The following is a 19,304-nucleotide window of genomic DNA, read 5'->3' as shown; positions in this document are numbered from 1 at the left end:
GCCAATCCGTGGGCAATAATCTTCCTCTTCCATCCACAGGCTTCCACATCATAACTCCTGTCTCCTGATTCCAATCCGTTGGCAACCTCTTCCTCGTCAATCACCTCGTGCTTCCGACCCACTGCCCACCGTCCATAATCTTCAATCCGTGAAATCCGCTCCCAATCAGCGGGAACCGCGTTCTTCCTCTTCAAAAAAACCAGCGGCTGAATTGACCGGCGAAACCGGTCAACTCAGCCGCTAATCCGTGCCAATCCGTGAAAATCCGTGGGCATAATTCTTCCTCTTCCATCCCCGCTATTCCCGTCAACAGAACACAACCCACAACTTCGGACCACTACCAACACTCTTCAATCCGTGAAAAATCCAATCTTCAATCAGCGGGAACCGCGCTCTCCCTTCAAAAAAACCAGCGCCTGATTTGATCGGCAAAGCCGGGCAACGCAGGCGCCAATCCGTGTTAATCCGTGCCAATCCGTGGGCAAAATTCTTCCTTCTCCCACTCCTGTATTCTGTCTCCTCTCTCCTGTCTCCTAAGAATACCTCTTCCTCATCCCCAGCTTGTCGATCCTTGAATACAGAGTCTTCGGATGCATCTCCAGCAGTTCGGCGGCTCCGCCCTGGCCGCTTACCCTTCCTCCAGACCGGTCGAGGGCATCGAGAATCAGCTCGCGTTCGAGCATGAGCATCTCCTCCGAAAAATCATGCATGGTTTTTCTTTTCATCCCGCATCTGTCGAAGCCGGCGGCACCGTCGGGCGAAAGCAACGAGGCGATGTCGAGCGACGGGCCGTCGGAAACGATCACCGCCTGTTCGACCAGATGCGCGAGTTCGCGGATGTTGCCTTTCCAGGCGCGCCCCTGAAGGCGCAGGAGATCATTTTCGCGGAAAGGGAGCTGCGGCCTGCCGAATTCGCGGGCGAATTTCGAGGCGAAGTGCGCCGCAAGCAGGGGAATATCCTCGCCTCGTTCGCGCAGCGGAGGAATGGCGAGCGGAAAAACATTGAGGCGGAAAAAAAGATCCTCCCGGAACCGTCCGGCAGAAATCTCCCCCTCGAGATCGCGGTTGGTAGCGGCAATCACGCGCACGTCGACCGGGATAACCCTGCTGCCGCCGATCCGCTCCAGCTCCCGCTCCTGAAGCACCCTGAGCAGCTTGGCCTGCAGTTCGATCGGCAGTTCGCCGATCTCGTCGAGAAAAATCGTACCACCGGCGGCAAGCTCGAACTTGCCGATCCTGCGCTCCGTCGCACCGGTGAAGCTCCCTTTTTCGTGCCCGAACAGTTCCGACTCGATAAGAGACGCAGGCAGCGCGGCGCAGTTCACCTTCACCATCATCTTCTCCCGGCGCGGCGAAAGGTTGTGAATCGCCCGGGCAAACAGCTCCTTGCCGGTACCGGTCTCCCCCTGAATCAGGACGGTAGCATCAGTGGGAGCGACCTGACTCACCCTGCGCAGGACGCCGGCAAGCGGCGCGCTCCGCCCGATAATCTCCTCGAAATCGTGCGATCCCTTGATCTCCTCGATCAGCCATGTCCGCTCGCCTTCAAGCCGCCGCCTCAGTTCGTCGATCTCCTCGTAGGCAAGATAGTTCTGCAGCGCAAGCGACAGCTGGGGCACGATGAGGCTCACCGTCTGCAAATCGCGATCGTCGAAAGCGCGAGAGGTATTCGAAATGATCAGACCCGCCCGGCTTCCGGGGGAGTCCCAGAGAGCAACGCTTATGACCGAGCAGACGCCGAGTTTTTCGCGAACCAGACTCACAAGACGGTACTGTCGGGCAAGTCGGTCGAAATCATCTCCGGAGTAGCATCCCGGATTTGCGATAATCGCAAAACTCTCCCTTGCCATTTCGCGAAAATCGGAAACTCCGAAATGATCGTACGAAAGCACAGGAGAGAACCCTCCGCCCGGTTCTTTCATGAAATTGTCGAAAACCCGATAATGGCCGTCGTTTCCCATCACCCTGATCCCCAGAAAACTGCAGGGCGCCAGCCGATCGATCTGCTCGCAGACCGCAAGCATCATCCGGCTCCGATCCCTGATGGTGAGCAGTGCGTTGTTCACTGCGAGCTGCATGGCGGTCTGAGCCTCGCGCTGGCGCAGCTCCTCGTAAGCCAGCGCATTGCTGACCGCAACGGCAATCGGAGAGGAGAGCGTCGAAAGCAGCTCTTTTTCATCTTCCGACCAGCTTTTTTCATGCTTCGAAACGAAGTTCAGAAACCCGATCACCTTGCCGCCGGAACGCAGCGGCGACAGCACAACCTGGCGCATACCAAGCTCGTAGAGCATCTTCGGGACGGGAAAATCAGCGGGGTAGCGATCGACTTCTCCCTCGATGGTCATGACCGATACCGTCGTATCGCCGAGATGCGGCTCTATCCAGGAACCTGCAACCGGGCGCTTCCTGCGCTGAATGGTATCGGGAAGATCGAAACGCAGCATCTCGAAAAACACGTTGATATAGCGCCTGTCGCGGTCGAAGGTGATAATGACGGCCGAATCGAACTCGAATACAAGCCGCAGCTTGTCGGTAACCGTTCTGAACAGCTCCTGGGGATCGCGTATCGAACCGACGGCATCGCTGATATACCGCATCAGCGAACTTGCTTCATGAATGGATTCGCCCTGCATATGGCAAACAATAATTTCCTTAAAATTAAGAACACACTAAACAGAATATTCTGATTTTCTCAGAAAAACAACAACAGCAGGGAACTGAACGTTGTGTCCGAACCTGCTTAATAACAGGCATTGCCGAATCTCAGGCAGGACAACATATTTCTGGCACAGTAATTGCTTAATCAAGAAAAAGCAGACAGTCCGACAAGTGCCGGACATCATTTCCATACAGACGAACCGATGAAGAAAACGCTGCTACGCAAGGCAGGAACCGCTGCCGCGCTGCTGCTCGCAGCCCTGCCTCTTCAGGGGGCAGCCGCTCCGCTGACGCTGGATGAAACAATCCGGATGGTACAAGAAAAAAATCCGTCGCTGAAAGCCGCCGCCGAGGAGGTCACGGCTGCCGAAGCACGAATCAGACAGAGCAGAAGCGCCTACTACCCGCAGATAACCGCCGGCGCAGGATACACGTATATCGACCCGGTCTCCGAAATGGGTTTCGGCGGAAGCGAGCCTGTACAGTTCATGCCGAACGACAACTACGAGGCGAAAGTGACCGCCAGAGCGACCCTGCTCGATTTCGGCAAACGGGGCAAAACAGTCGATATCGCCCGCTCCGGCAGGAACGCAGCCGCTCATTCGCTCGACATCGCAGAGCGCGATATCTCCTACCGGACGGTAGAGCTTTTTTACGGCATCCTTTTCCTTCGCGAAAGCATCCGGGTTCAGGATAAAGAGATAACGGCGCTGCAGAAAGCTCTTGACCACACATCGAAACGCTATCAGGCCGGAACCGCAACCCGATTCGACGTACTCTCGACAGACGTGCGCATTCAGGCCGCCCGGTCGAAAAAGCTCTCGCTGCAGCACCAGCTCCGCCGTCACGAACTCACCCTGCACCGTCTGACGGGGCTGGCCGTCAACGACCCGCTCGAGCTGAAAGGATCGTTCGACGTACGTCCTTCGTTCTCCGACGAAGCTTCGCTTGTCGCCGCAGCACTGCAGAGGCGCTCCGAATCGAAGCTTGCCGCCGAACAGGAACAGTCGGCCAGGGCGAACCGCGACATAGCCATGAAACAGGGGCTCCCGGTGGTCAGCGCAAGCGCTTCGTGGGGTATAGCCAACGGTTACCAGCCGGATATCGACGAAATCCGCGAAAACTTCGCAGCCGGCATCCACGTCGAACTGCCGATTTTCACTGGATTCCGTACCTCCGCAGAACGCCAGGAAGCAGCTGCGCTGCTGCGTGCCGCCGCTCAGCGAAGGATCGATGCGGAACAGCAGATAAAAAACGATGTCGAAGAGAGTCTGCATGCATTTGAAACGTCTCGCGAGAACATCCTTACAACGCAGTCGCAGGTTGAACAGGCAAGACTTGCCGCCGAACATGCCCGTGCCCGGTACGAAAACGGCGTGGCAACGACACTCGACCTGCTCGATACCGAAGCAGCGCTTGCTCAGGCAGAACTGGCAAGACTTCAGGCGGCATACGACTACCTTATGAACAATTATGCCCTCAAACGGGCAACCGGGGAGACCTTCTGGTAAACACAATGGAAAATCAGCTCAAAAGCATAGTCTGCGCAGTGGACTTTTCAGCGCTTTCCGACCAGGTAGTCGCCTATGCGGCCGATCTGCAGCATGGCGGCACGGAACTGACGCTCCTGTACGTCGAACCTGAAGAAAGCAACAGCGACTGCCTGCTGAAAAAGCATCTGCACGCATTTTCGCGCTACAGCGACATCCTTGCCAGCCGGGGAGGCAGCGCGCTGTTCACGGTCCGGTATGGCGACCCGGCAACCGAAATTCTTTCCTATGCCGAGGAGCTTCATGCCGATCTGCTCGTGCTCGGATCGCACGGAAGCATGGCATTCACAAGACTGCTCATGGGCAGCACGGCCGAAACCGTCATGCGAAGAGCATCCTGCGCGGTCGTCATCTATAAATCGCCCGAACCGGATTCCGACGCACAGTCGCGAATGGAACGGATAACGCAGGTTTCATAGCGGATCAACCTCGAACGACAAGAAGATAACAATCAGCATAATGGCAGAACAAGAAATCGGTAACAGCGCAACTGCGACAGCAAAAGAATCTCCGAAAGCATCGAATCCGCTGCGGCTCGTCATAGCTGCGGTCGTCGTCCTCGGCGCGCTGTTCTGGGGCGGCAGGACGCTTTACCACTCATTCCTGTACGAAGAGACCGACAACGCCCAGATCGAAGGCGATATCTATCCGGTGATCTCGCGGGTACCCGGTCGCGTGCAGCAGGTACTGGTCAGGGACAATCAGCAGGCGGCAAAAGGGGACACCCTTGTTCTTCTGGATCCTGCAGATTACGAAGTAAAAAAAGCCATTGCCGCAGCGGCGCTTGAAAACGCGAAAGCTTCGGTTGCAGCCGCAAGGGAAGCCGCTCTTGCGGCCGCAGCAAGCGGAAACCGGCTCAATGCCGACCTCCGGCGGAGCGAAAACCTCCGGCGCCAGGATGTCATATCGCCATCCGAATTCGATGCGATACGGGCAGCGGCAACATCGGCCTCGGCTCAGTACGCCGCCGCCGAAAGTCAGCGGAAAGCGGCCGAAGCGCAGGTCGGCATCCGGCAGGCGGAACTTGAAAACGCAGAGTTGCAGCTCTCCTATACCGCAATAACAGCCCCGGCGGCCGGCCATGTATCGAAAAAGAACGTACAGCCCGGCCAGTACGTCGCCCCCGGCCAGCAGCTCATCGCGCTCGTCGGCAGCAGCGACCTCTGGGTGGTGGCGAACTTCAAGGAGACGCAGCTCGAAAACATCCGGCCCGGCCAGCCGGTCACCATCAGGGTTGACGCATATCCCGGCAAGGAGTTCGAGGGCAGAATCGAATCCATTTCTGCGGGAACCGGAGCCAGATTCTCGCTGCTGCCTCCCGATAATGCCAGCGGCAACTTCGTCAAGGTAGCGCAGCGCGTACCGGTCAAAATCGTCTTCAGCGAAAAACCCGGCAGAGAATACAAACTCGCAGCAGGGATGAACGTTATCGTCGAAGTCAGGGTAAAATGAGCGGAACGGCAACGGCGGCCTCGCTGCAGGCAGGCGGACACATCTACGAAACCGGAGCAAGGAGGGTTATCATCACCCTCACGGTTATCGTTTCGGCAATGCTCGAGCTGATCGACACCACCATCGTCAACGTGGCCATCACCCAGATCAGCGGCAACCTCGGCGCAAGCATCGAAGACGTCGCCTGGGTGGTCACCAGCTACGCCATCGCCAACGTCATCGTCATTCCGCTCTCCGGATTCCTCGGCAACCTGCTTGGACGACGCACCTACTACATCGGCTCCATCCTGCTCTTCACCGTGGCGTCCCTCCTCTGCGGCCTTGCCACCGACATCTGGGCGCTGGTCTTCTTCCGCTTTCTGCAGGGCATAGGCGGCGGCGCGCTGCTTCCGACCTCCCAGGCGATTCTCTACGAAACCTATCCCCCCGAAGACCGCGGCAAGGCCACAGGCATCTTCTCCATGGGCCTCGTCCTCGGACCGACCATCGGCCCGCTGCTCGGAGGCTATCTCGTAGACTATTTAAGCTGGGAGTGGTGCTTCTTCGTGAACATTCCTATCGGTCTGCTTGCCGCATGGTCTTCATTCGCCTTCATCCGCGAACCCAAAACCGTGCACAAGGTCACCAGAATCGACTGGACCGGCATCGGCCTTCTTGCCGTCGGTATCGGATCGCTGCAGTTCATCCTCGAACGGGGCGAATCCAAGGACTGGTTCGAAACCTCCTACATCACCTGGTTCACCCTCATCGCCGTCGTCTCGCTGCTGCTCTTCGTCTGGTGGGAACTGCGGACGGAAGAGCCCGCAGTCGATCTCAGGGTGCTGGCCCGAAGCCACAACCTCGCCATCGCAGCCGTACTCACGTTCATCGTCGGCTACGGCCTCTACGGATCGCTCTTCGTCTTTCCGGTCTTCGTGCAGCACCTGCTCGGATTCACGGCCGTGCTTACAGGACTCGTGCTTTTCCCCAGCGCACTCGTAACGGGAGTGATTTCGATGCCGCTCGGCATCGCACTGCAGCGCGGCGCGTCGCCGAAAATACTCATGACCGTCGGGATGGGGGCCTTCGCCCTTTTCTGCTGGGAGCTGGGCCAGCAGACCATGCAGTCGGGCGCAGAAAACTTTTTCTGGATACTGCTGCTTCGCGGTGTAGCGCTCGGCTTCATTTTCATTCCTGTGACCATGCTCGCCGTCTCCGGCCTGCACGGCAAGGATATCGGCCAGGCCACCGGCCTCAACAATATGGTGCGCCAGCTCGGCGGATCGTTCGGTATCGCGCTCACCAACACCTATATCGCAAAGCGCGTGGCCGCGCACCGGGCAGACATGCTCGGCAGCCTCTCGCCCTACGACCCTGCCGCCATCGAACGCCTCGAAGGCATCCGGCGGGCAGCCGAAACGCGCCTTCTCTCGCCGGTCGAAGCGGAACATGCCGCCCTCAAAGCGCTCGAAGGCACCGTTACGGCACAGAGCTACCACCTCGCCTACATGGACGCCTTCATGCTCATCGCAGCGCTCTTCGCCCTCTCTATGCCGCTGCTCCTGTTCATCAGGCTGAAAAAAGGGGAGAAGGCCGACCTCTCGTCGGCTCACTGACCCGCTGCCGTATCCGGCTCGAAATCGAGCACTATCGAATTCATGCAGAACCGCTTGCCGGTCGGGGGCGGTCCGTCGTCGAACACGTGTCCGAGATGCGCGCCGCATCGTCCGCAGAGCACTTCGGTACGCTCCATACCGAACGACATATCGGTACGGTACTCAACGCTGCCCGGACGCACGGTCTCGAAAAAACTCGGCCAGCCGCAGGTACTGGCGAACTTCGCATCCGAACGGAACAGTGCATTGCCGCACGCCACGCAGTAATAAGTACCCCGCCCCTCGAAATCCCATAGTTTCCCGGTGAATGCCCGCTCGGTACCTGCCTTGCGCGCCACCTCGTATACCTCCGGAGAGAGTACCTTTTTCCATACGGAATCGGGCAGATCGAGCTTCGTGGTATCGGTCCGGGAGTAGTAGGGATTCGAGACGCTATGCTCGTTCATGGCTTCAGATGATGAGAATTTCGACGGCGGCTGCCCGGCGCTGCAGGCAAATAGCACCACGGTCGTTATAAACAGGAGAATCGTCGTTCGATGCATTAGAGTCAATGATATTTTTAACCGTGAACGCTCCAGACGCTCTCGATGTTCCGTCATTACGCATGCAAAATTTTTCAATTTCCATTACAGGAGGATCTATGCGATTCGGAAAAACCTTTCAGATGCCGGCCGTCATTGCCTTGTCCTGCGCATTGGTCATACCTGCCCCGGCAAAGGCAGCGGACGGCAAAAACACCAGGGCGGTCGCCGCAGCGGTGGCTGCAGCCGCAATTATCGGTCTGGCTGTAAGCGCGGCGCACCATCACGGCCACTATGAAAACGGCAGCGGATACGACGATCCTCGGGACAGTGCCGAATTCGATCGCGGTTACCGCGACGGCCTGCACGATGCCCGTCGTAACAATTACAACCGCACAGAGGCTTATCGTGACGGATACAGAGCAGGCAAGGACGAACGCGAGCTGCGAATCAGCCACAATCAGAGCAACCGCTGGGAGCCGGGGCGACATGTTGCCGATTCGAATATGATGTACAGAGCCACCGAAGAAGCCGAGCGATACTGGAACCTCCCCCGCGGCAGCGCAACTCCTGTCCGTTCGAGCTATAACGAAGAAAACGGAAACTACAGGGTTCTCGTCGCGGCAGGCTACCTCAGGGGCACGTGCGTCTTCGACAGATACGGAAGGGTTATCCGGTTCAGCGACAAAACGGACTGACTCCGGCAAACAAGCCGAAGCGGCTGCCGATCAGCGCAACAAAGGCTTTCCGGCGCCGCTTCGTTCGTGCCTGCAAGTGCATTGCCGCTACTCGCCTCTATCTTCGCGGTACTCATGCCACGCCGACTGAATCTCCTTACGATAGCTGAAAAGAAGGGCTGTTGCCAGCAGCACGACGATGCTGCCGATGCGAATGGCTATCGCCGTACCGAACTGCTCGGAAAGAAAACCTACCTGCAGGTTGCCCAGCGGCATGAACCCCATCAGCACCATCAGGTAGATGCTCATAACCCGACCCCGGTAACGGTCCTCCACGAGGCGCTGCACCGTGGCGGTCATGGTGGCAAAGGCCGATAGCATGCCGATGCCGGCGATGAATAGAAACCCGAGCGCAAGATGCGCATCCGAAGCAAAGGTAAACGCCGTAAGCGCAAGCGAAAAGGTGAGAATGCCGCCGATAACCATGGCGCTGCTGCGGATCCTGCCCGACGACATCGAAACCAGAAACGTTCCCGAAAGCGAGCCGAGCCCGAAAGCCGAAAAGAGGTACCCCATGCCGTCGGAACCCATCCCGAAAGTCTGCTTGGCCACAACCGGCAGCATCGACATGAACGACCAGCCGAATATCGACACAACCGAAACAAACAGCACAATGGTGCGGATCAGCGGATGTTCCCACGTGTAGATGATGCCGTCGCGGATCGACTGCAACGGGGGCTGGTGCACAAGCGGTTTCGCGCGGGGAGGCGCCGTATGAATGGCCAGAAGAGCAGCGATCACCGCCACATAGCTCAGACCGTTAGCCATAAAGGCCCCCCCGGTGCCGATCCAGGCGATCATGAGGCCGGCAATCGCCGGACCGATCACCCTCGAAGCATTAAAAATGGCCGCGTTGAGCGCCACAGCCGAATGAAGCTGATCCCGCTCCACCATTTCGCTCAGAAAGGCCTGGATCGCCGGAGTAGCCACCGCGGCGACACAGCCGAGCAGAAAAGCCAGCGCAATGATGATCGGCACCGTCACGGCACCGGTCAGCGTGAAAATGCCCAGCACGAACGCAAGCAGCATCGAGGCTCCCTGCGTCCAGAGCAATATGGTCTTGCGATTATACCGGTCGACGATCACGCCGCCGATAAGAGAAAGGAAAAGGGTCGGCAGCGATGAGGCCGCAGCCGTAACCCCGACCTGAAACGCCGAACCGGTCATCTCCAGCACCAGCCACCCCTGAGCCACCATCTGCAACCAGGTGCCGATCATGGAAACGATCTGACCGACAAAATACAACCGGAAATTCCGGCTCCTGAAAGCAGGAAATGCCGAAAGCGCCCTCTCTTTAAGGGTAGTCGGGTTCTGCTCCGCAGCGGAATTGCCTTTACCGTTTATCGATTCGTCAGCTTGCTCGTTCATTGATTGACCTTGTCATTTCCCTCTTTCGGATCATACTGCTTACCGTCAGAAAAGTAGGAAAAGAATCGGTATTGAGCCAAGAAGATATAAGCCCATGAAGCAGGCCTCCTCTCAACTTTGTTTTTTAGCATATGAATGGCTAACTTTTCCGTGCAGTTAATATTATTCAACATCCCCGCCACTTTTTAACAGGAAGCGACATGAAAAGAATCACCATCCCGACACTGCTTGCGATCGTGCTTTTCCTTTGTCAATCGCTGAGCTACGCGGCCGTCAGCCAGTTTACCGGCACATGGAAAAACAGCGACCCCAACACCGGAGGCGTCACGAAACTGACCATCTCCGGAAACGCGAACTCGCTCAAAATGCGCGCCTGGGGCAAATGCCACCCGCAGGACTGCGACTGGGGCGAAGTGAGTGCCTATGCTTACGCCTCCGGCGTATCCTCCAATCTCGAACAGAACGCCAATACCGTTTCGGCGATCTTTACGACCGGATTCAGCCAGACGCAGGTCATCGTCAAGCCTCTCGGCAGTAACCGCCTCCGCGCCGACGTCTATACCCGATTCACCGACGGCAGCGGGCGCTCGAACTACAGCGCATCATACACCTTCAACAAGCAGCTGATCGTCGGCCCAATAGCCCCAATCGGCCCGATAGGGCCAATAGGTACGCTGCCAGCGATCCAGGAGGACTGCATTCCGTTCAACCCGGCAACCGCCACCGTGAAAAACATCGACGGACGCTGGACGATAGTAGACGGCGATCACCTGATGTTCAATTTCGGCGATAAACGAATGGAAGCCCTTAAAGCGCTGACAATCATCAAGCGCTACCGGATGAACAGCTCGTGCTTCGTCGGACGCCCGGATCCAAGCTTCCAGTACCTGCTGGTTAACGGCAGGGCGCCGCAGGGTGCGATGCCCGGAGAGGACTGCGTTGCATTCAACCCGAATACAATCGAAGTCAAAAACATCGGCGGACGCTGGAAGATCGTCGACGGAAGCCACTGGGTCTTCGATTTCGAAGGCAAGGAAGACGAAGCCAGACAAGCCTTCGCCATCATCAAAAAGTACGGCTTCACCCGCTCATGCTTCGTTGGTCGCCCCGACCCAAGCTTCCAGTACCTGAGGAAGTAATCAGAAAAAGCAACACAGCAGGAACGCCCCGGCATCGCACCGGGGCGTTCCTGTTTTGCTCCATTGTTTGCAGGCAACGAAAGAGAACAATACCTTATTGAAATAAATCACCTTACACGATAACAGGAGTCGTCAACCGATGATCATTGCAAAAGAGTCCGTCACACTCATCCATACCGACACAAACATCCATGGACTGCCCGAAACGGAACTCTACAAAACCCTCTCGGACGACGAAAAAACAAGAGCGGAGGGGTACCGCGTGACCGGCGATCGGGAACATTTCATTGCCCGACGGGGAATACTCAGAACCCTTCTGGGAACAAGCCTCGGCATTGACCCTTCGGAGTTGCGCTTCTCAAGCACCCCTGTCGGAAAACCGTTCATCGCATCCCCCGAAAACTCCGGGATCTGGTTCAATCTCTCCTACAGCGGCAATCAGATCGTCTTTGCATTCTCCGGGCATCCCGAAACAGGGATCGCCATCGAAAAGATACGCACGGTAGAAGGTATCGAAGAACTTGCCCGGAACCACTTCTGCGCCGAGGAATACGCCGTCATCATGAACCTGCCCAGCTGGGAAAAACACGGCGCATTCATTCGGATATGGAATCTCAAGGAAGCACTGATCAAAGCCAGCGGCTGGCCTTGCGAACAGGGACTCGTCGCTTTCGATGTGGCGACATACTACCGGATGAACCGTTTCCGGATGCCATTCGGCGATAACTATACCTTCACCTGCATCACCCCGGTATTCGACTACATCTGCGGCTATGCAACCGCCCTCGCCATCCGCCTCGACCAGGACGAACCCCTGAACCTCAGGCGTTACTCGCTGCAGGGCGGAGAGTACATCGAGCTCTGAACCGAACGTCCTCAATCGTCCGGCCCCGGAGATCAGCAAACCCGCATCTCTACTTCCCTGTGCTGTTTGAAATGCCGCATCGCGCCTGCTTCGACAGGCAAATCCTGCGTCATCACCAGAAACATGGAGGATTTCGGCGTCATCCCGCTCACCGGCGATAACAGCATTCAGGCGCTCATAATCCCCGCCCCGCTGGCATGTTACTGGCTTGGAGAATCGGAAACGACTTCAGCGGGTGGAAGTTAGAAAACTGCCCTCTAACCCCATCCTGTCCCAGCGCCCTTGTCAATTACGCAACTTATCTCTATACTTCAACATTACGATCATCCGTTGAACAAAACCTCCAGCATGCAATCCTACGGCCGCTGACAATTATGCAAAAACTCGTAAGATTCAACTACCTCTACCGTGACGGCGGAAATTACAAACGCTGGGGCTCAGTCGATTTTGAAAACCCGGATGGGTTGAAACTCGACGAAATACAAAAGAGACTGGAAAAGTGTTTTGACATGGGGAGCCTGTTCAACGCCAAACAAGCAGGGATCCCTGAAATCTTTCTTTTCGAAGATGAGGATTCGGTCAACACCGATGATCACTGCTTTCATGAGTATCGCTCAGTCGAAGTCCTTGATGCTTCCCGTGTGGACATTGAGCTGCAGTCACGAACGATCGGAGCATTCGTGGAGAATATCGAAAAGTGTAGTCAAGATGGCTGGAAGACATTTGACCCGCTGGATTCTCTTTCAGAAATTTAACCGCTTTTCATGACACGCTCTTGGTACACCGCTAGCTTCGAGGAGTTCCAATCAACTCCCGATAATCAGATCATCGGCAAGTTAGCCATGAACAGTACATTTGCTGATCTTCCGACCCAAAAGATCGCTTGGCTAAAGGAGATCGGTATTCTCCGCAAATCCCTACAAAACATCAACGGCTATCTACACCTCGAATTCGACATCCCGCGTATGGGTAGACGGATAGATGCTGTACTGCTCATTAACGGCATCGTCATTGCAATAGAATTTAAGATCGATGCCAGTCACTACCTCCTGGCAGATATCGACCAAGCATATGACTACGCCATCGACCTGAAATATTTTCACGAAGCCAGCCACAATCTTACGGTTATTCCCATGCTGGTAGCTACAAATGCGCCAACAAGAGAAATGGAACTGCAGCGGCACCCAAGGATTCACGACCTCTACAACCCAGTCTGTACCAATCAATATGACCTTGCAGTCGCACTGCATCAAATAGTCCGCTCATTTCCGGCAAAGCCGCTTAACCCTAAAATCTGGGAAACCTCACCGTACCGTCCAACCCCAACAATCATCGAAGCTGCTCGAGCGCTTTATGCTGGACATGGTGTTGGAGATATCTCCCGAAATGATGCTGGAGCCATCAACCTCGCCCAAACATCAGAGCAGCTTTTTCGTATCATTGACCAAGCAAGGGATCGCAAGGAAAAGGCCATCTGCTTCGTTACTGGCGTACCCGGAGCAGGAAAAACGCTCGTTGGACTTAACATCGCCACCAGATATAGCGACAAGGAAAGCGAACTTTACAGTGTTTTTCTTTCTGGAAATAAACCTCTGGTAGACATCCTTCGGGAAGCACTGGCACGAGACACCATTCTGCGAGAAAAATTGCAGCACGGGAAAAAGCTCAAGAAAGGCGAAGCACTGGCACGGGTCAAAGCTTTCATTCAGAATGTACATCACTTCCGAGACGACTGTCTGAAAAACGACGATCAACCACCGGTTGAACACGTTGCTCTGTTTGACGAAGCTCAACGCGCATGGAACCGAGAACAGACCGCTCTCTTTATGAGGATGAAAAAAGGAGTTGATAATTTTTCCGAATCAGAACCAGAATACCTGATCTCCTGCATGGACCGAAGAAAGGACTGGGCTGTCATCGTTTGTCTCGTAGGTGGTGGTCAGGAAATAAATACAGGAGAAGCTGGCATTAGCGCATGGATAGAAGCAATCAGTAATAGTTATCCCGACTGGCACATTTATATCTCCCCAGCACTGACTGAAAGCGAATACGAAGCTGGCGAGAAAATACAATCCATCAAAAGCAGAACCAACGTCCATTACAGTGAAGACCTGCATCTTGCCGTCTCAATGCGGTCATTCCGTGCTGATACCGTATCACGGTTCGTCAAAACAATACTCGATTGCGAAGTAGCTGAAGCAAAAGAACTCTACCGGCAACTTCAAGAGCGGTATCCAATCGTGCTCACCAGAAATCTATACCATGCAAAAGCATGGCTAAAAGAGCACGCAAGCGGTTCAGAGCGTTACGGTATGATCGTCTCGTCCCAAGCTGAACGACTTAAGCCTTTGGCAATCGATGTTAGATGCCCCATTAACCATGTAAAATGGTTTCTTGACGGTAAAGACGATGTCCGTTCATCATACTACCTCGAAGAAGTGGCAACCGAATTCCATGTACAGGGCCTTGAACTTGACTGGGCTTGCGTATCATGGGATGGGGATTTCCGCCTCGGAGACCATGGCTGGGAACATTATTCTTTCAGGGGCAACAAATGGCAAAGAATTAAAAGCTTGTCAAGAAAACAGTACCAGAAAAACGCCTACCGAGTTCTACTCACCCGTGCACGACAAGGCATGGTTATTTTCGTTCCAGAAGGTAATCGCGATGACCCAACAAGAAACCCTGCATATTACGATACAACTTTCGACTATCTGAAATCACTGGGCATTCGGGAACTTGCATAACCTCATTTTGGCACTAAATAAACTGACTTATCTCCCGTCTGATCTCTTCGATAACTTCCGTATTGTATATCTCTTTTTTCTCTCCACTTTTACAGGAGTAGATGTAAAACACCCTCCCCCCGAATTTCTTGGTAAACTTCCTGTGCGTCTCTTCCTGCAACCCTTTTTCCTTGTGTATTTCCGGCAGTTGCGCGCTGCCACCACCGGACGTGATCGGTTTGATCTGAAGACCGATAAACTTCTCTCCGACCTTGATGAAAAAATCGACATTGAACAAGCGGTCCCATTCATCTGGAGCAGGTTCGATTTTCACCCCAAGAATATGCTCAAGCTGCCCATACACGGTCTGGATTTCCGTCATGTAACCGTCAAACGTACGATCGATAACAAGCAGCTTCATATAGTTTATGCAATCCTCTTCCGTCACATCCGCAACTTCCGCCTGGATAACCTCCGTTATTTTCACATAGAGCTTCCTGCCCAATTCCTCGAGCTGCTCTTCCGGCTTGACATGCAAAAAATAGTACTCACGCCACTCATCGAGCGTTTTTGGGGCGCATTTCCTGATGGATTCAGAGGTAGGGCCAACATTCCTTTTAAAATTCAACTGAAAGCGGTTCATCGCGCTGTTCAGTATCCATTCTTTAGCCATTGACCTGTTCGGAAAAAGTTTGAAATTTGCTCCGGTATTTATAATCGTAGCTGCCGTCAATCCCGACTAAACCACTCCTGATCAGATGTGCGTTGACAAATGTCCTGTTTTCCAGATAGAGGTAACAGAGCAGGTTGTTTTTTTCATCGTATTTCATGCTGTCGTACTTCATGAAAATCCGTTTTCCCTTGATCTTGTCAACGAGATACCCGACAGCTTTTTCCCGCGTAAAAGGTTCTTCCTTCACTCCGATCAGCCTCACCGTCAGGCCGTTGGACAATCTGACCATCTCGGGGCTTAGAATCTCCCTGACGATAAACGTCTCTTCCTGTTTTGCCCCGCTACCCTTTTCTACTCTTGATCCGAACGTCAGCTTTCGCGGGTCGATTTTCTTGTCGAGTTTGTGGGGGTCTTGAAAACGATAAGGAAGACGCTCGATCATTTCGGAAATATCCCCATTCAGGGTATCGTGCTGAAAAACATACTCCGTTCCGGCAAAATCCGTCTGGTTGGAATTGAGTTTCTCTCTTGCTATCCCGATAAACTCGGGATTGATTTCGTAGCCAACCGAGTTCCTGTCGAGGTTTTTTGCCGCAAGACTGGTCGTCCCGCTGCCCATGAACGGATCGAGCACCGTTTCGCCGACGAAAGCGAACATCCTGATCAGACGATGCGGAAGCTCTTCCGGAAACACGGCGATGTGGCCATCCTGCTTTGCTCCGGCAAAGTTCCAGTGTCCGGAGAAACAGGTGTTCCACTCTTCGGTGCTCATGGCGGAGCGCTCTTTCTGCTCTTTTGCCGGCTTGGGCGCATCTCCCGGCTTTTTGAACAGGAGAATGAACTCATAATCGAGCTTGAGAATGCCGTTGCGCGGATACGGGAAGCTTCCCATAATGGAAGCCCCGCCAGTAGTGTTGGTTGTGGTCACCTTCTGCCAGATCACCGCGCCCATATAGTCGAAACCGATAGTCTCGCAGAACCTGATGATCTCCGTACGGATCGGGATAACCTTGTACCGGCCGTAATACACCGAACGGGCAAACTGGTCGCCGATGTTGATGCAGAGCCTGCAGCCGGGATGCAGCACCCGTTCGCACTCGCTCCAGACAAGATTCAGATTGTTGATGTAGCTCTCATAGCTGTCGTGAAATCCGATCTGGTTCTCCGTCCCGTAGTCCTTGAGTTGCCAATAAGGAGGAGAAGTGATGACAAGGTGCACCGAACTGTCAGGCAGCAGATTCATCTGCCTGCTGTCACCTTCTATTATGGTGTGACGGGTTTTCAACGGCTCGGATTTTGTTTAGGGCACCTTGAAAAAGTTATTCCGCACCCGGATTATTGCGTTGTCCCGACAAGTCGGGATCGAAATCCTCATCCCGACTTGTCGGGACTCCGGTTTTGCAGTTTATCCCGATCTATCGGGACTCCGTCCGTGCTTTTATACTCGCGCTCCTTAAGGAGCTTGAAATCTCCGGGCGCTCACGACACTTTTTCGAGATCCCCCTTTATAGATCGAATGAAAGAAGTATAGATATTTTTCCGGATTTTGCCGGAACAGAACGGAAAATGGCAATTCATTGCCACGGGAAAGTAATCCTTGTGGTTTTATTTCTGCCTCACAAAAAAAACCGGGACGATGCCCGGTTGTCGATGTATGAGAGAGATGCTCTTCCCGACTCTGGCACTGAAGTCGTCGATTACATCCAGCAAAGCCTCCGTTGTAGCCGCAGTTTTAATCCCCATAACATCATTCCGACCGTAGAGTTTCTGGAGAGCATAAGGACAGGAGTAGACTTTCAGAATTTCTATTACAGCACCGGAAGCACGATCTCCTTGACAATAAGCCTCATCTTCCTGTCAGGCGTCGGCAAGGAACTTCGCATATGAACTATCGAACCGATATCGATAGTAGTGCGTAACGCCGGAATCAGGGCGGTTCGTCACTTCTGTTGCTGAAGCCGTTCGGCAAGCCAGACCTTTATCACGGACTGTCGCGAAACGCCAAGACGTGTTGCCTCTTTATCGAGCGAGTCGATCATCCAGACCGGAAAATCGACATTCACCCGTTTATGCTGCTGTTTTACGCGTCTGACCTTACCCAAATCAAGGTAAACGGTAACATCCTTTCCTTGATCAAACGCTTTATCAAATTCCTTCGTCTTCATAGATCTTTACCTCCTCTGATCGGGATCTCCTTACTGAAATTATTCTTATGGTTTCGCTTATGTATGTTATGACCCCGGACCAGCATCTGCCTGAAATCCTGCCGATAACAATAAACCGGGGTTCATCAATCGTTTTTGCCGGGATTTCAACAAGCGCTTCGTCCTTCCAGAGCAACTGGGCTTCAAGAAAATCGATACCGTGTTTCTCTTTGTTCTGCCGGCTTTTTTCAGGGTCGAATTCGAATTTCATAGCACAGCTCTCACACCTTTTCTATACCATAAGTATACATAAATTACATAGCAGAAAAAATTGCCGATCAGCGGCAGTAATCGAAATAAAAAAGCCGGGACGATGCCCGGCTTTAAGCGTACTGGATAGCTGCTGCTCATCTGAACACCAGCCCGAGCACCTCCATCTCTTTCTTCTGGTTCTCTTTGGCGATCTGGCGAATGGTCACGGACGGATCGTCCCCGCTGATGCATTTTTGCACATCATGCCATTCAACAGACCATATCCATCCTTGCGCGAATCCAGAATCGCCCAGCTTCGTCATCGGCAACTATGGGGTTCTTTTCGCTGCCATGCAAAAATTATATTGCTTTTGTTGAGGCAGTTGAGAACATCCCGGACTCCTGCTTCAGGCTGGGGTTTCCATGGGTTATGAACGTTGGGGTCTGCGGGGTTCACATGCCATCAAAATCATCGTATTTCGAGGGTGCGTTCTGTCATGAATAAGTTGTAATGCAGGGGAAACTGAAACCGCGACCGGCGAAAAGAAAATATTCCTGGCTGACAACGCACGGCAGAATGCCCTTCTGAGCCAGGTCATCCTGCAACGGTACTCAAAAACACCTCTTTTCCGTTTACAGCGACACACCGCTATGTTTCCGGACTTCCTCAACGGTGGCTCGCTCAGACCGTAAGCAGAAGAAAGTCAAAAAACGATCGTCACCATGAATAGCCGCACATCGCCCCAGGAGGGATCCCGCCCTCAATTCCACGACCACTTTTCCGGAGTATCGGCAAACTATGCCGCCTGTCGCCCTTCGTACCCGGAAACGCTCTTCAGGTGGCTGGCATCGGTTGCGCCGGCACGACGCCACGCATGGGACTGCGCGACCGGCACCGGACAGGCGGCTCTTGGTCTTGCCCGGCATTTCGGGCGCGTCACGGCAACCGATGCCAGCCGGGAACAGATCGCGGCCGCCGCATTGCATCCCCGTATCGAATACCGGATTGTAACGGCCGAAGCTTCGGAAATACAAACAGGAAGCGTCGATCTGGTTACGGTTGCGCAGGCACTGCACTGGCTCGATATCGGGCGGTTCTTCAGGGAAGCGGAGAGGGTGCTTGTCCCTGGCGGGGTGCTTGCCGTATGGACATACGGACCTGTTGCGGTGGAAGGACCGGAAACCGGAGATATCGTAAGGGAGTTCTATCACGACGAGATGGGACCATACTGGCCTGAAGAACGGTCGATGGCGGACTCCGGTTATGCAGGCATTGAACTGCCGATGACCGAACTGAAAAGCCCGGCATTCGGCATGAGCGTTTCATGGACTAAGGAAGAACTGCTCGGCTACATACGAACCTGGTCCGCCGTCAGCCGGTTTATCGGCAAAAACGGTCGCGATCCCGTTGCCGGCCTGGAAAAAAGGCTCGTTCTGCACTGGAACGATGCCTCCAGAAGAACGGTTGCATGGCCGCTCACGCTCAAAGCCGGCCGGACAAGGCAATGAAAAACCGTCTTCGCTTTTCTGTTTAAAAACGTAGATTCCGCCCTCCGCATTGATAACAATTGTGATCGATGCGGAAGCAGTACACTACCAATCATTAACAGAAAGGAGCAACATT

At 54.3% G+C, this 19,304-nt stretch carries 20 protein-coding genes; 11 read left to right on the top strand and 9 right to left on the bottom strand.

Annotated elements, in window-relative coordinates; translation table 11 throughout:
* Together K4305_RS01595 and K4305_RS01590 are read right to left on the bottom strand one after the other, a co-directional pair.
* On the bottom strand, window positions 1–194 hold a 194-nt coding region (locus K4305_RS01595), incomplete at its 3' end, for a hypothetical protein (RefSeq protein WP_331560574.1).
* Window positions 195–533: 339 nt separating this feature from the next.
* Complete coding sequence (locus K4305_RS01590; RefSeq protein ID WP_331560572.1) at window positions 534–2,633, bottom strand: sigma-54-dependent Fis family transcriptional regulator; 2,100 nt, start codon at window positions 2,631–2,633, stop codon at window positions 534–536.
* A gap of 228 nt (window positions 2,634–2,861) precedes the next feature.
* On the opposite strand from K4305_RS01590, the gene K4305_RS01585 reads away from it, so the two are divergent.
* From K4305_RS01585 to K4305_RS01570, 4 genes are read left to right on the top strand one after another with little or no spacing between them, the layout of a single operon-like run.
* The gene (locus K4305_RS01585; RefSeq protein ID WP_331560571.1) at window positions 2,862–4,169 is read left to right on the top strand and encodes a TolC family protein; all 1,308 of its coding nucleotides are present in this window, start codon (window positions 2,862–2,864) and stop codon (window positions 4,167–4,169) included.
* A gap of 5 nt (window positions 4,170–4,174) precedes the next feature.
* Entirely contained in the window at window positions 4,175–4,627 is a 453-nt protein-coding gene (locus tag K4305_RS01580; RefSeq protein ID WP_331560570.1) for a universal stress protein, read from the top strand.
* 40 nt (window positions 4,628–4,667) lie between these two features.
* Window positions 4,668–5,660, top strand: a complete 993-nt coding sequence (locus K4305_RS01575) for an HlyD family secretion protein (protein WP_331560569.1) — start codon at window positions 4,668–4,670, stop codon at window positions 5,658–5,660.
* Window positions 5,657–7,255 (top strand): DHA2 family efflux MFS transporter permease subunit, encoded by a 1,599-nt coding sequence (locus tag K4305_RS01570; RefSeq protein WP_331560568.1) that lies wholly within the window; start codon window positions 5,657–5,659, stop codon window positions 7,253–7,255. The genes K4305_RS01575 and K4305_RS01570 overlap by 4 nt, the downstream gene beginning before the upstream one ends.
* Here the strand turns inward: K4305_RS01570 and msrB are convergent.
* Window positions 7,249–7,797 (bottom strand): peptide-methionine (R)-S-oxide reductase MsrB, encoded by a 549-nt coding sequence (gene msrB / locus K4305_RS01565; protein ID WP_331560567.1) that lies wholly within the window; start codon window positions 7,795–7,797, stop codon window positions 7,249–7,251. The genes K4305_RS01570 and msrB overlap by 7 nt on opposite strands.
* Before the next feature lie 62 nt (window positions 7,798–7,859).
* Here msrB and K4305_RS01560 point away from each other — a divergent pair, with 62 nt between their 5' ends.
* Window positions 7,860–8,474 (top strand): hypothetical protein, encoded by a 615-nt coding sequence (locus tag K4305_RS01560; protein WP_331560566.1) that lies wholly within the window; start codon window positions 7,860–7,862, stop codon window positions 8,472–8,474.
* An 87-nt stretch (window positions 8,475–8,561) separates the two neighbouring features.
* Here K4305_RS01560 and K4305_RS01555 read toward each other — a convergent pair whose 3' ends face one another.
* Window positions 8,562–9,881, bottom strand: coding sequence for an MFS transporter (locus tag K4305_RS01555; protein ID WP_331560565.1), 1,320 nt, complete (start codon window positions 9,879–9,881; stop codon window positions 8,562–8,564).
* 200 nt (window positions 9,882–10,081) lie between these two features.
* Here K4305_RS01555 and K4305_RS01550 point away from each other — a divergent pair, with 200 nt between their 5' ends.
* From K4305_RS01550 to K4305_RS01530, 5 genes are all read left to right on the top strand, one after another.
* The gene (locus K4305_RS01550) at window positions 10,082–11,020 is read left to right on the top strand and encodes a hypothetical protein (protein ID WP_331560564.1); all 939 of its coding nucleotides are present in this window, start codon (window positions 10,082–10,084) and stop codon (window positions 11,018–11,020) included.
* A 139-nt stretch (window positions 11,021–11,159) separates the two neighbouring features.
* Window positions 11,160–11,885, top strand: coding sequence for a 4'-phosphopantetheinyl transferase family protein (locus tag K4305_RS01545; RefSeq protein ID WP_331560563.1), 726 nt, complete (start codon window positions 11,160–11,162; stop codon window positions 11,883–11,885).
* A gap of 66 nt (window positions 11,886–11,951) precedes the next feature.
* Complete coding sequence (locus tag K4305_RS01540; RefSeq protein WP_331560561.1) at window positions 11,952–12,131, top strand: hypothetical protein; 180 nt, start codon at window positions 11,952–11,954, stop codon at window positions 12,129–12,131.
* 128 nt (window positions 12,132–12,259) lie between these two features.
* Window positions 12,260–12,640, top strand: coding sequence for a hypothetical protein (locus tag K4305_RS01535; protein ID WP_331560560.1), 381 nt, complete (start codon window positions 12,260–12,262; stop codon window positions 12,638–12,640).
* Between the two features lie 9 nt (window positions 12,641–12,649).
* Window positions 12,650–14,632, top strand: a complete 1,983-nt coding sequence (locus tag K4305_RS01530; RefSeq protein ID WP_331560559.1) for a DUF2075 domain-containing protein — start codon at window positions 12,650–12,652, stop codon at window positions 14,630–14,632.
* Between the two features lie 13 nt (window positions 14,633–14,645).
* Here the strand turns inward: K4305_RS01530 and K4305_RS01525 are convergent, their stop codons facing one another.
* From K4305_RS01525 to K4305_RS01505, 5 genes are all read right to left on the bottom strand, one after another.
* A complete protein-coding gene (locus tag K4305_RS01525) occupies window positions 14,646–15,284 on the bottom strand; it encodes an MjaI family restriction endonuclease (protein WP_331560558.1) in 639 nt (212 codons plus the stop codon).
* A complete protein-coding gene (locus K4305_RS01520; RefSeq protein ID WP_442880409.1) occupies window positions 15,277–16,527 on the bottom strand; it encodes a DNA methyltransferase in 1,251 nt (416 codons plus the stop codon). The genes K4305_RS01525 and K4305_RS01520 overlap by 8 nt, the downstream gene beginning before the upstream one ends.
* 697 nt (window positions 16,528–17,224) lie before the next feature.
* A complete protein-coding gene (gene brnA, locus K4305_RS01515; RefSeq protein WP_331560556.1) occupies window positions 17,225–17,449 on the bottom strand; it encodes a type II toxin-antitoxin system BrnA family antitoxin in 225 nt (74 codons plus the stop codon).
* Window positions 17,430–17,699, bottom strand: coding sequence for a BrnT family toxin (locus tag K4305_RS01510; protein WP_331560555.1), 270 nt, complete (start codon window positions 17,697–17,699; stop codon window positions 17,430–17,432). The genes brnA and K4305_RS01510 overlap by 20 nt, the downstream gene beginning before the upstream one ends.
* Window positions 17,700–17,835: 136 nt before the next feature.
* Complete coding sequence (locus K4305_RS01505) at window positions 17,836–18,003, bottom strand: hypothetical protein (protein ID WP_331560554.1); 168 nt, start codon at window positions 18,001–18,003, stop codon at window positions 17,836–17,838.
* Window positions 18,004–18,403: 400 nt separating this feature from the next.
* Here K4305_RS01505 and K4305_RS01500 point away from each other — a divergent pair, with 400 nt between their 5' ends.
* Window positions 18,404–19,189, top strand: a complete 786-nt coding sequence (locus K4305_RS01500) for a class I SAM-dependent methyltransferase (protein WP_331560552.1) — start codon at window positions 18,404–18,406, stop codon at window positions 19,187–19,189.
* Window positions 19,190–19,304: the final 115 nt, after the last annotated feature.

Source organism: Chlorobium sp. (genome assembly GCF_036528655.1).
Lineage (GTDB): Bacteria > Bacteroidota > Chlorobiia > Chlorobiales > Chlorobiaceae > Chlorobium.
Note: the sequence above shows the minus strand (reverse complement) of the source record. Positions and strands in the feature narration are given on the sequence as shown.